Source organism: Ruegeria sp. N11 (assembly GCF_056531525.1).
Map to the genome: position 1 here is coordinate 1 of NZ_JBQFLX010000037.1, position 11,755 is coordinate 11,755.

The 11,755-nt window shown below is 54.6% G+C and carries 11 protein-coding genes and 1 tRNA gene; 10 read left to right on the forward strand and 2 right to left on the reverse strand.

Annotated features, from left to right (window positions below; translation table 11 throughout):
• Positions 1–14 precede the first annotated feature (14 nt).
• Positions 15–91, forward strand: a tRNA-Met gene (locus tag ACR0J8_RS23105).
• Between the two features lie 240 nt (positions 92–331).
• Here ACR0J8_RS23105 and ACR0J8_RS23110 read toward each other — a convergent pair.
• Positions 332–1,246, reverse strand: coding sequence for a LysR substrate-binding domain-containing protein (locus ACR0J8_RS23110; protein WP_480527759.1), 915 nt, complete (start codon positions 1,244–1,246; stop codon positions 332–334).
• Positions 1,247–1,418: 172 nt separating this feature from the next.
• Here ACR0J8_RS23110 and ugpB point away from each other — a divergent pair, with 172 nt between their 5' ends.
• The 9 genes from ugpB to ACR0J8_RS23155 all read left to right on the forward strand — a co-directional run bounded on the left by ugpB (position 1,419) and on the right by ACR0J8_RS23155 (position 11,410).
• Entirely contained in the window at positions 1,419–2,729 is a 1,311-nt protein-coding gene (gene ugpB, locus ACR0J8_RS23115; protein WP_480527758.1) for a sn-glycerol-3-phosphate ABC transporter substrate-binding protein UgpB, read from the forward strand.
• 60 nt (positions 2,730–2,789) lie between these two features.
• Entirely contained in the window at positions 2,790–3,671 is an 882-nt protein-coding gene (gene ugpA, locus ACR0J8_RS23120; protein WP_170617192.1) for a sn-glycerol-3-phosphate ABC transporter permease UgpA, read from the forward strand.
• Between the two features lie 20 nt (positions 3,672–3,691).
• Entirely contained in the window at positions 3,692–4,528 is an 837-nt protein-coding gene (ugpE, locus tag ACR0J8_RS23125) for a sn-glycerol-3-phosphate ABC transporter permease UgpE (RefSeq protein WP_480527761.1), read from the forward strand.
• 3 nt (positions 4,529–4,531) lie between these two features.
• Positions 4,532–5,587: a sn-glycerol-3-phosphate import ATP-binding protein UgpC gene (locus ACR0J8_RS23130; protein ID WP_480527756.1), complete on the forward strand. Its 1,056-nt coding sequence runs from the start codon at positions 4,532–4,534 to the stop codon at positions 5,585–5,587.
• Entirely contained in the window at positions 5,587–6,561 is a 975-nt protein-coding gene (locus ACR0J8_RS23135) for a glycerophosphodiester phosphodiesterase (protein WP_480527754.1), read from the forward strand. The genes ACR0J8_RS23130 and ACR0J8_RS23135 overlap by 1 nt, the downstream gene beginning before the upstream one ends.
• A 417-nt stretch (positions 6,562–6,978) precedes the next feature.
• Positions 6,979–7,152 carry a periplasmic nitrate reductase, NapE protein gene (locus tag ACR0J8_RS23140; protein WP_170617186.1) on the forward strand — a complete coding sequence of 58 codons (174 nt, stop codon included), beginning with the start codon at positions 6,979–6,981 and terminating at the stop codon, positions 7,150–7,152.
• Positions 7,153–7,183: 31 nt separating this feature from the next.
• On the forward strand, positions 7,184–8,371 hold the full coding sequence (gene torC / locus ACR0J8_RS23145; protein WP_480527752.1) for a pentaheme c-type cytochrome TorC: 1,188 nt from the start codon (positions 7,184–7,186) through the stop codon (positions 8,369–8,371).
• 10 nt (positions 8,372–8,381) lie between these two features.
• Positions 8,382–10,847, forward strand: coding sequence for a trimethylamine-N-oxide reductase TorA (gene torA / locus ACR0J8_RS23150; protein WP_480527750.1), 2,466 nt, complete (start codon positions 8,382–8,384; stop codon positions 10,845–10,847).
• Positions 10,844–11,410, forward strand: a complete 567-nt coding sequence (locus tag ACR0J8_RS23155) for a molecular chaperone TorD family protein (protein ID WP_480527748.1) — start codon at positions 10,844–10,846, stop codon at positions 11,408–11,410. Before torA ends, ACR0J8_RS23155 begins: the two co-directional genes overlap by 4 nt.
• Positions 11,411–11,567: 157 nt before the next feature.
• Here ACR0J8_RS23155 and ACR0J8_RS23160 read toward each other — a convergent pair.
• The coding region (locus tag ACR0J8_RS23160; RefSeq protein ID WP_480527746.1) for a hypothetical protein at positions 11,568–11,755 on the reverse strand (188 nt) is incomplete at its 5' end.

Sequence of the window (11,755 nt, forward strand, 5' to 3'; positions counted from 1 at the left end):
AAATCTGACACTGACGCGGGATGGAGCAGCCCGGTAGCTCGTCAGGCTCATAACCTGAAGGTCGTAGGTTCAAATCCTACTCCCGCAACCAACGATACTTGCGAAACCGCCTCAGCCATGTCGGCTTTGGCGGTTTTTGCTTTTGTAGGTGCCGCCCGCCGTGATCGTTTGTTGCGACCCCCCGCAACCACTTCTACTGAACAGGTCGCCGCAGGGGGCTTTCGTCGCTCCAGGCTAATTGACCCTCCGTTCAGCTAAACATAGTTGCGAACTGCTTCGCTGAAGGAGCATTGTGTTTTTTCAACCCAAGTTCGCTTGTGTAGGCCCGTGTTTAACGTCCAACGTACTCTGCCCTAAATGGTCTTAGGCTTTCCCTAAACTGTTCGATGAATTCCAAAGTCACCAGTGACGGTTGCTTTAAGATCGGGCGCACCAGCGAAAGGGTGTGCGGCAACACTGGCTTGAATGGTCGATAGCTTAATCCTCGAGATGTGTATTGGACGGCGTCAAGTTCGCTTACGACTGAGATGCCCACGCCTCTTACTGCCAATTCACAGGCCGCTGTGAACTGCCTGACTTCGATATGTGAATTCAATTCGACATTGGCATTTTGAAACGCTTTCGAAAGCCGTCCGAAAAAGTTGCTGTCGCGTCGTGTGTGGATGACTTTACTTTTTTCAAGGTCCGCAGGTGTAACTTCGGAGAGGTTTTCCAGGTCATGTCCGGTCGGGAATACGCAAACTGTCCGGACGTCGATATTTGTGCTTTCGACCGCCGGGTGACCATTAAAGCTGTCTGTGATTCCGAAATCATATTGTTCGCCGATCATCCATTCGAGAATGCGTTCTGGTCTATCTGGTTCGATCGTCAGGGTGACACCAGGCCGATTTTCCAAAAATCTGGAGACGACATCGGGTAGGTGGCTGGTGGCAAATCCGGGCAGGCAAGCGACTCGGATGTGCCCTGCTTTGCGTTTTGTGATGTCCTGACTGACATCCGAGATTTGCCTCATAAGCTCGAGAACACGTTCGACGCTGGGTAAGAGGTAACGAACCTCCTGTGTTGGCACCAATCTGCCTTCCCGGCGATCAAAAAGCTGGAACCCAAGTGACTTTTCAAGATCCGACAGCAATCTGCTGACAGCAGGCTGGCTTACCCCCAAATCGTTTGCGGCCGCTGTGACAGAGCCGTTGGTGGTCACTGCCATAAGGGCTTCCATTTGCCGTACTCTCAGAATTTGACTCATTGCCGATCCTAGTCTGCTGTCCTTGTACATAACATTGTGTTATTTTTTTATCCAACAGATAAAGCTTGAATTATATTTCTGTAACGCTAACGTCGTGAAATCGTCATGTGTGCCGTTTACGCGTAGCGGTCGGTATTCAACGAAGCATCGAACCTGATGCATGGGAGGAATCATGAATAAGAATCTGCTAGGCGCTCTTGCCTTAACAACTGCCTTGTCCCCGGTGGCGGCAATGGCGCAAACCGAAGTTCAGTTCTGGCATGCCTTCACCGGTCGACTGGGTGAACTTGTGAAAGCGCAGGTCGAGGAGTTCAACGCCAGCCAGGATGAGTTTGTCGTGGTCGAAAGCCACAAGGGCAACTACTCGGAAACCTTGAATGCGGGGATCGCCGCATTCCGTGCCGGTGAACAGCCGCATATCCTGATGGTGTTCGAAGTGGGCACGGCAACGATGATGTCGGCCGAAGGTGCAATCAAACCGGTCTATGAAGTCATGGCTGAAAGCGGCGCTTCATTCGATCCCGACGCATATATTGGGGCGGTCAAAGGATACTACACGACAACTGACGGTGACATGCTGTCGTTGCCCTTCAACTCTTCCACGCCGGTTCTGTGGGTCAATCGCGACGCCATGGAAGCGGCCGGAGTCGACCCGGATACGGATCTGTCCACCTGGGAAAAAGTTGGCGACGTTCTCGAGCAGCTCAAGGCTGGTGGTGAAGACTGCCCGCTGGTGACTGCATGGCAAAGCTGGATCCATCTTGAGAACCTGTCGGCCTATCATGACGTTCCGTTCGCCTCGAAGGACAACGGTTTTGCCGGTCTGGATACCGAGCTGATGCTGAACGGTCCGGCGCAGGTCGCACACCTGACGGCAATGGGTGACTGGGCCAAGGATGGCAAGTTCATCTACACCGGACGCAGGAACGAAGGTGGGGCAAACTTCCGGGCTGGCGAATGCGCTTTGTTTACGGAAAGCTCGGCCGGTTACGCTGGCATAAAGGCAGAGGCTAAGTTCGATTTCGATGTGCGCCCGTTGCCCTATTGGGAAGCTGTCACGAGCGAGCCGCAGAACACCATTATCGGCGGCGCATCGCTTTGGGTGATGGAAGGTCATGACCCTGAAGAATACAAGGGCGTCGGCGAATTCCTGAGCTTCTTGTCGTCGTCCGACGTGCAGGCCGCCTGGCACCAGAACACCGGCTATCTTCCGATCACGGCTGAAGCTGGCGAAGCCACCCGCGCTGCGGGTTTCTATGACGAAAACCCGGGAACCGACATCGCGGTGATCCAGATGACTGCGAAGGAGCCGACCGCAAATTCGAAAGGTCTGCGTCTGGGGTCGTTCGACCAGATTCGCGGGATCATCGACGAAGAGCTTGAGGCCGTCTGGTCCGGTGAAAAGACCGCTCAGGAAGCGATGGACAGCGCAAAAGAACGCGGTGACGCGCTACTGCGCCGGTTCGAATCCGCCAATCAATAAACAACAATCCGATGCGGGCTCTACAGAGCCCGCATTCTCTTTCTTCGGTGGACCATCAGGATGGAAAAACGCGTCACCTTTCGCGGCTGGCTGTTGCCATTGGCGCTGATCGCCCCTCAGGTCATCATTTCCGCTGTATTCTTTTTCTATCCTGCCGGGCAGGCTGTTTGGCAGTCTCTGTTCATACCTGATCCCTTTGGATTGTCGTCCCAGTTCGTGGGGCTCGGCAACTTTGAGTTCCTGCTCAGCGATAAGTTCTACCGCGCCTCTTTCGTGACAACAGCAGTGTTTTCGACGCTTGTCACGCTGTGCTCGATGATCCCGGCCTTGTTTCTGGCGGTCATCGCAGACCGCCTGATCAAGGGATCGGGTGTCTATCGGACGCTCTTGATCTGGCCATATGCGGTCGCGCCTGCGGTGGCAGGTGTGCTGTGGCTGTTTATGTTCAACACCCGCGTGGGTGTCGTGTCGTGGTACCTCGGCCAGCTTGGTTATGACTGGAACCACGTTCTGAACGGCACTGAGGCCATGGGGCTTGTGGTCGTCGCCTCTGCCTGGGGGCGCATCAGCTATAACTTCCTGTTCTTTTTTGCGGCACTGCAGTCGGTCCCAAGGTCGGTGATTGAGGCTGCCGCCATCGATGGCGCGCGCTTCTGGCGCCGGTTCTTCACGATCGTGCTGCCGCTTTTGTCACCAACCGCGTTTTTCCTGCTGGTGGTGAATGTCGTCTATGCCTTCTTTGAAACATTCGGCGTCATTCACACAATCACTGGCGGCGGGCCGCAGCAGTCGACGACTATTCTGGTCTACAAAGTCTTTTCGGATGGGTTCGTCGGACAGGATCTTGGTTCGTCTTCGGCACAATCTGTCATTCTGCTGATCGTCGTTGGCCTGCTGACCGTCATCCAGTTCAAATACGTGGAAAAAAGGGTGCACTACTGATGGCAGCCCAACAACACGGAATGGTCGAAAATCGCGGCATGGGGATCTGGTTGACTCATGGCCTGATGATCCTTGGCGTCTTGATCATCTTCTTCCCGATCTGGCTGGCATTTGTCGCCTCTACTGTCACCCAGCCTGAGATCGTGTCACCGCCCATGCCGTTGGTGCCGGGTGATCAGTTCTGGGAGAACTACAAGGCCGCGCTGTTTTCCGGCGTGAATGTCCCGGTTGCCACGATGCTGTTCAACAGCCTCGTGATGGCCATAGGGATCGCAGTGGGCAAAATCGTGATTTCACTGCTATCGGCCTTTGCGATTGTCTATTTCCGCTTTCCCGGACGGACGACTTTCTTCTGGCTGATCTTCCTGACGCTTATGCTTCCGGTCGAGGTTCGTATCGTGCCGACTTTTGAGGTCGTCGCAGGGTTCGGAATGCTCAACAGCTACTATGGGTTGATCTTCCCCTTGATCGCCTCGGCGACAGCAACCTTCCTGTTCCGCCAGTTCTTTCTGACAATACCGGATGAACTGGCTGAAGCCGCCCGCGTAGATGGGGCCCGACCGATGCGGTTCTTCATCGATATCGTGGTGCCCATGAGCCGCACCAACATCGCGGCGCTGTTCGTGATCCTGTTTATCTATGGCTGGAACCAATACCTATGGCCGCTGCTGATCACGACTGATCCAGAGATGAATACCATCGTGATGGGCATCAAGCAGATGTTCCCGTCCGGCGATGATGTGGCCGAATGGCCGGTCATCATGGCGACGTCCATTCTGGCGATGATCCCGCCGGTCATCGTGGTGGTGTCGATGCAAAAGCTCTTTGTCCGCGGCCTTGTCGATAGCGAGAAGTAAGAAATGGCAACAGTATCCCTAGAGAATGTCAAAAAGAGCTTTGGCCCGACGGATGTGATCCACGGTATTGATGTCGATATCGCCGATGGTGAGTTCATTGTGATCGTCGGCCCCTCTGGCTGTGGTAAATCCACACTGTTGCGGATGGTGGCGGGGCTGGAAACTGTCACGTCAGGAGAAATCCGGATCGGTGACGAACGGGCCAACGAAAAAGAGCCTATGGACCGGGACATCGCCATGGTGTTCCAGAACTATGCGCTCTATCCGCATATGTCGGTGCGTCAGAACATGGGGTATGGTCTGAAAATTGCCGGGTTGCCCAAAGATCAGATCGATCAAAAAGTGACTGACGCCGCAAAGCTGCTGCAGTTGGAACCCTTGCTGGACCGTAAGCCCAGACAGTTGTCAGGCGGACAGCGTCAGAGGGTGGCGATGGGGCGGGCCATCGTCCGCGAGCCAGCGGTTTTCCTGTTTGATGAGCCGCTCTCGAACCTTGACGCCAAGCTTCGCGTTCAGATGCGTCTTGAAATCCGCGAACTTCAGGAAAAACTCGGCATTACCTCACTTTACGTTACACATGACCAGGTCGAAGCCATGACAATGGCGGACAGAATGATCGTAATGAATGGAGGCATCGCCGAGCAAATTGGAACGCCGCTGGAGGTCTACGAGACCCCTAAGACGCTGTTCGCGGCGCAATTCATCGGCAGCCCGGCGATGAATATTTTTGAAGCGCGGCGCGAAAACGGGACAATCCGGATCGGCGACATCGCGGTTGGCCCGTCTGCCGGTCCAGATGCCGCCATTAAGCTGGGCATAAGGCCAGAGCACCTGCTGCTGGATGAAAGCGGTCCGCTGGAAGCTGCGATTCAGATGGCGGAACCGCTTGGGGCAAATACACTGTTGCACGGCCACCTTACGGGTTCTGGCGACACGATCACGATCAGCCTTCCGGGTGTCCACCCGATCGAGGGTCGCCATCCGAATATGCGGTTCTCGGTTGCACCAGAGAATATGCATTTGTTTGACCACGCAACGGGCAAAAGACTGGAAAACTAATGGTGTTCCCTCAGGTCGAAGCATTTCGCGGCGGCAAGGATTTGATCCGGGTCGTAGGTCATCGGGGTGCGCGGGGCGTTTTGCCTGAAAACAGCATGATCGGTTTTGACTTCACACTTTCCATTGGCGTCCCGCTTCTTGAGTTTGATGTCGTTCTTACGGCTGACGATGTCCCCGTCATCACACATAACCACCGGCTTCACGCGCCGACTTTTAGGGACGCCAGTGGCCGTTTCTTGGTAGGAGAAGAGCCAAAGGTTTCTTCGCTGACTGTCGAGCAGATCCAGCAATTCGACGTCGGACGGTTGAACGGGCAATCGGCTTATGGTCGTCGGTTCCCTGATCAGGCCCAACTGGACGGCGTTCGCGTTCCCACGCTGTCGGACTTGCTGAAACTTGTTGGTGAACCGAGATACGGTGATACCAATCTTATGCTGGAACTGAAATCTGACCCCGATTTGACCCACGATTCATCTTACAGGCGGAAATTCGTTAAATGTGTGCTGCAGGAGCTTCGTGCCACAGGCTTGGCATCGCGGGCTGTTTTGCACAGTTTCGATTGGAACTTGTTGGAAGAATGTCAGCGTCAGGCGCCTGATCTGCCGTCTTCCTACCTGACTCAGCTCCCGGAAAATGCCGACGATGTCGGTGAGGATTCCTCGAAAGCTGTTTGCCCGGATTTTCGGGGCCGTCGGGATGAAATTCCAAAACTGGTCAAACAGGCCGGGGGTGCGCTTTGGTGCCCCTATTTTGCGGATGTGACCGCAGAAAATGTGTCACTTGCGAAAGAACTGGGCCTTTGTGTTGCTGTGTGGACAGTCAATGACCCTGAAGAAATAAGCAGAATGATCGATCTGCGCGTGGACGCAATTGTGTCTGATTATCCGGGCCGGGTTCAAAGGCATCTTTCGGATTTAGGCATGAGATGGCATGTCGATACACCGGCACAACTTGACCGGACACAGGCGCCATAGACACCTGGCAATTCTTGGATTCCAGAGAAACACGATCTGAATGGATTGGTTAGATCACCAGTTAAAGTCGCCTTAGGGGCGAAACATATATTGGCTGGGCAAACGAAACGAGCCTCAGCTTTGACCGTGCAACTTTTTTGTGAAGGCCTCGAAGCCCCCTTCATCGCGTCTCGTGCTACGAAGCGCTAGATCATACCCTAGGCTTGCCCATCATTCGGTGGAAAGGGGCATCTTTTTTGCATTTTCAGATGATTAAGTTGGACCCAAAGCAGAAAGCCTTGCCGGAAAAAGACGTAAATACAGCGCTCTAGATCAGCTTCAGGATGCGACATTCCGCCGCGCCCTTTGATTCAAGCAGGTATATCTATGGTAGTAACATTGCCGTGAGCGTTTTCATCTTAGGCGAGCGAGATAGATATGACAGATCAATCCATCAGCAGCTCGAAAGACGCAGCCAAGCGTGAATGGCTGTCCTTCTTGTTTATTACGTTGGTGTTTCTGCCCGGAATTACAGTCCTGGGGGTCGGGGCTTACGGGTTCACCGTATGGATCCTTCAAATCATTTACGGCCCGCCAACTGGATCTCTCTAAACCCAGAAAATGAGCCGAGGAGCACGTTCTTATGTCTCTGAAGTCTACATTGTCATCCTTCTGGAATACGGTATCCCGACCTGCCACAACGATCAGTCTGGGCGTGATCAGTCTGGGTGGTTTTATTACCGGGATAATTTTCTGGGGCGGCTTCAATACCGCGATGGAGTTTACCAACACGGAAAAGTTCTGCGTTTCCTGCCACGAGATGCGTGACAATGTCTATGTAGAGCTTCAGTCCACGGTCCATTGGGAAAACCGAACCGGGGTCCGTGCCACATGTCCGGATTGTCATGTACCGCATGAGTGGACCAACAAGGTTGCCAGAAAAATGCAAGCGTCGAAGGAAGTCTGGGCGGCTGTATTCGGCACCATAAACACCCGCGAAAAGTTCGAGGCACGCCGCGCGGAATTGGCAAGACACGAGTGGGCCCGGCTGGAGGCAAACAACTCGCTCGAATGTCGGAACTGTCATGATTACGACAGCATGGATTGGGACGCGATGTCGGCCGAAGCGCGGTTCTATATGAAACCGGCAGCCGCACTGAATACAGGCTGTATCGAGTGTCACAAGGGCATAGCTCATCACCTGCCTGACAATGTGGCCGTGGGCAGCCCGGCCATGGCCAAGCTTGAAAACAAAGCCAATTCAGGCAGCGTCTCGGTCGGCGAAGACTACTTCGCCATTCGTGACATCCCTGTTTATGACAGCGCCGAGGGTTCGGAGCCGGTGGGTAACCTGACACTCGGTGCTGCCGTCGAAGTTTTGGATGAAAGCGGAGACCGTGTTCAAGTCGCACTTAAGGCGTGGCGCAAGGATAAAGGGTTTGGGCGCGTCATATTTGATGAATTCGGGCACAATATTCGGGTTGCCGTTTTGTCGAAGGACACGGCTCAGAACACTGAACTGGTCGAAGCTTCCGCACCTCAGACGGATGATGCGACGGGGCTCGATTGGGCGCCTGTCACGGTAACGCTTTGGTCGGACAAACAGGGATATGTGGATGAGATTGACGAACTTTGGACGGTGGCTGAGGAAAGCTACACCGCCAACTGCTCCACTTGCCACGCGCAGCCGGACCCGGATCACTTCGGGACCAACTCCTGGCCTGCGCAGTTTAACGGTATGGTCGGGTTTACCAACATGGACGAAGCCCAGGCCAATTTGGTGCTGACCTACCTGCAAAAACATTCCGCTGACTATGGCGGCTCTCACTGAGGAGAAAACCATGTCAACGCGTCGTGATTTTCTGAAAGGCACAGGAGCAACAGGGTTGTCCGCACTATTGGGGCCCAGCCTGCTTCAGCCAGCGACCGCTCGTGCCGAGCAACTGACATCTGCCGGTATCTGGAAAACATCAGGCTCACACTGGGGTGCGATCGAGGCCCTTGTCAAAGGTGGTCAGGTGACCGAGGTTCGCCCACTTGCCGACGATCCGCACCCGACCGATATGGTGAACGGCATCCAGGGCCTGATTTATTCGCCGTCGCGCGTCCGCTACCCGATGGCCCGTGCAGAATGGCTGGATAACCGAAAGGACGCGGACCGGACCACACGGGGCGACAACCGCTTTGTTCGTCTGACCTGGGATGAGGCTTTGGACCTGTTCTTCGAGGAAATGGAGCGTGTTCAGACTACGCATGGACCTTCGGGGCTTTACGCTGGGGCGACGGGCTGGCGGCAGACCGGCCAGTTCCATTCCTGCATCAATCACATGAACCGTGCCGTTTCGATGTACGGCGGCTATGTGAAAAAGGCGGGCGACTATTCAACTGGCGCAGGCCAAACCATCCTTCCTTACGTGCTTGGGTCCACCGAAGTTTATTCGCAGGGAACCAGTTGGCCACTGATCCTGGATAACGCCAAGACTATCGTTTTCTGGGCGAATGACCCGCTGAAAAACCTGCAAGTCGGCTGGACCTGCGAAACACACGAACCATTTGAGTATTTTGACCAGCTGCGGGACAAAATCGTGGCAGGCAACATCCGGGCCATCAGTGTGGACCCGGTGCGAACCAAAACCCAAAAGCACATTGGGGCCGAACAACTCTACATCAACCCGATGACAGATGTGGCTTTCATGCTGGCACTGGCGCACACCCTCTATACCGAAGGTCTGCACGACGAAGAGTTTCTGAATGTCTACACGCTCGGGTTCGAGCCTTTCATGGCCTACGTCATGGGCGAGGCTGAAGATGGTGTCGAAAAGACGCCCGAGTGGGCAGCGCCGATTTGCGGTGTCCCGGTTGATACGATCAAAGAGTTTGCCCGATTGCTTGCATCGGACCGAACCCAGCTCGTCTTCGGTTGGTCCGTGCAGCGGCAACAGCATGGCGAACAGCCGTATTGGATGGGTGCGATCATCGCGGCCATGTTGGGCCAAATCGGACTGCCCGGGGGCGGCATCAGCTACTCTCATCACTATAGCGGTATTGGCGTGGCACCATCTGGCGCCAGCATGCCCGGGGCTTTTCCTCTGAATTTGGATATTGGCGTTGATCCTGTACGGTCAGACGACAATTTCCTGGGTGCCAGCAGTACAATTCCTGTCGCCAGATGGATCGACTGCCTGATGAACCCTGGTGGAACAGTCGAACACAACGGGCACACAGTTACGTATCCGGACATCCGAATGGCAATTTTCACCGGATGCAATCCGTTCCATCATCATCAGGACCACAACAAGATGCGCGTGGCTATCCAAAAGCTGGAGACCATTGTTGCGATTGACTATGCGTGGACCGCTACGTGCAGACACGCCGACTTGGTCCTGCCTGCCTGCACCCAATTTGAGCGGAACGACATAGACAGCTACGGCTCATATTCTCGCTCCGGCGTAATCGCCATGAAGAAGCTGGTCGATCCGCTGTTCCATTCCAAAACCGACTTTGAGATTTTTTCGCTGTTCTGCCAACGCTTCGGTCGCGAGCAAGAATACACCCGTGGCTGGGATGAAATGGAGTGGGTTGAGAGCCTTTATGAGACGACCCGTAGCGCAAACGAGGGTAGCTATGAGATGCCACCTTTCGAAGAGTTCTGGGAAAAGGGCATGGTTCGGTTTGAACGGGGCGAACCTTGGGTCAGACACGCCGATTTCCGCGAAGACCCTGAAATAAATGCGCTTGGTACGCCTTCAGGATTTATCGAAATCTCCAGCCGGACGATCGGCAACTATGGCTATGATGATTGCGGAGAACACCCCAAGTGGATGGAGAAAATCGAACGGTCTCATGGTGGGCCGGGGTCGGACAGGTTTCCGTTGTGGCTGCAATCGTGTCACCCGGATCAGCGCCTTCATTCGCAGATGTGCGAGAGCGACCCGTACCGCGCAACATATGCGGTAAAGGATCGAGAGCCTGTGTATGTAAACCCCGAAGACGCGGCTGACCGAGGAATTGAAGACGGCGATATCGTGCGGGTTTTTAATGATCGCGGTCAATTGTTGGCCGGCGCGATTCTGAGCGATGACTATCCAAGAGGCGTAATCCGCATTCATGAAGGTGCCTGGTATGGACCGGTCGATGCCGCGCCCAACGCTCTCGACACGTATGGCGACCCCAACACGGTCACTTTGGATGTGGGCGCCTCGAAACTGTCACAGGCGACATCCGCAAATACCTGCATCGTCGAGATGGAGAAGTTTGAAGGAGAAGTTCCACCGGTAACAGCCTTTGGCGGACCCATCACCGTATGAAGGAAGTTTCTCCGGATCTGATGCGCTTTCTGTCGACGGGATTCGCGCGCGAACTTGACGTGGCAACCATCAAAGCGTGCCATGGCGGGGTCGCAGACGAGCTTTTGAGTGATGTCGTTGGATCAGATCAGCTGATCCGGGAAATGAAAAAGTGGTCTGACCCGCAGACCACCCAAAAAGAACTCGCAATCAGTTACGGAAGCGTGTTTCTGGCCGGTGGCAGGGAAGCAGCCCCACTATATGCCTCTGCTTGGCAAGGGTCGGGGAACCTCATGTCTGCCCCACATTGCAGAATGCAATCACTGCTAAAGCAAGCCGGAACAGAAGTGGCCAATAGCATCTCTGAACCGGCCGATCATTTGGCCATAATGCTCGAATATCTAGCGATGTGTCTGGAAGGGCGCCCCGGCGCAATGGACGCCGCGCGATTTGCTGCTGAAGACATACTGCCCTGGTACAATGCCTTCGCGACAAGGGTTCAAGGGCATCATTTGTCCGCACCGTTTTACGTGTCGCTCGTTAGCCTCACCGAAGCGGTGGTTGAGGACTGCGCTTTTGAGTAGCTATTTTGGAGTTCCCGAGCAACGCACCAGATGCACAGACAAATCGCGTCGATCCACAATGTCATGCACATCTCCCGCGTATTTACGCCCGCCTCATACCCCTTGATCAAACCTATAGCCCGGTCATCTCAAAATCTGAGTTTTCTAGGTTCCAGACTTATTGATTTTCAGAGTCAAAGATAACTGTGGCGGCGAGAGCGATGGCTGAAAGGAAGACCTTAGGCTCGGGACCCATTGATTTCCGCGTGGCCGCATGATTCACGGTTCGGAAAACGAGTGGTGAACATGTCTGATCTTTACTGGCTAACGGACGCGCAAATGGCACGTCTTGAGCCCTTTTTCCCC

Coding starts and splice junctions, on each gene's coding strand:
- ACR0J8_RS23155 (WP_480527748.1), top strand. CDS start 10,844: ATGAAGGAAGTTTCTCCGGATCTGATGCGCTTTCTGTCGACGGGATTC.
- torC (WP_480527752.1), top strand. CDS start 7,184: ATGTCTCTGAAGTCTACATTGTCATCCTTCTGGAATACGGTATCCCGA.
- ACR0J8_RS23110 (WP_480527759.1), bottom strand. CDS start 1,246: ATGAGTCAAATTCTGAGAGTACGGCAAATGGAAGCCCTTATGGCAGTG.
- ugpE (WP_480527761.1), top strand. CDS start 3,692: ATGGTCGAAAATCGCGGCATGGGGATCTGGTTGACTCATGGCCTGATG.
- ugpA (WP_170617192.1), top strand. CDS start 2,790: ATGGAAAAACGCGTCACCTTTCGCGGCTGGCTGTTGCCATTGGCGCTG.
- ACR0J8_RS23135 (WP_480527754.1), top strand. CDS start 5,587: ATGGTGTTCCCTCAGGTCGAAGCATTTCGCGGCGGCAAGGATTTGATC.
- ACR0J8_RS23140 (WP_170617186.1), top strand. CDS start 6,979: ATGACAGATCAATCCATCAGCAGCTCGAAAGACGCAGCCAAGCGTGAA.
- ACR0J8_RS23130 (WP_480527756.1), top strand. CDS start 4,532: ATGGCAACAGTATCCCTAGAGAATGTCAAAAAGAGCTTTGGCCCGACG.
- ugpB (WP_480527758.1), top strand. CDS start 1,419: ATGAATAAGAATCTGCTAGGCGCTCTTGCCTTAACAACTGCCTTGTCC.
- torA (WP_480527750.1), top strand. CDS start 8,382: ATGTCAACGCGTCGTGATTTTCTGAAAGGCACAGGAGCAACAGGGTTG.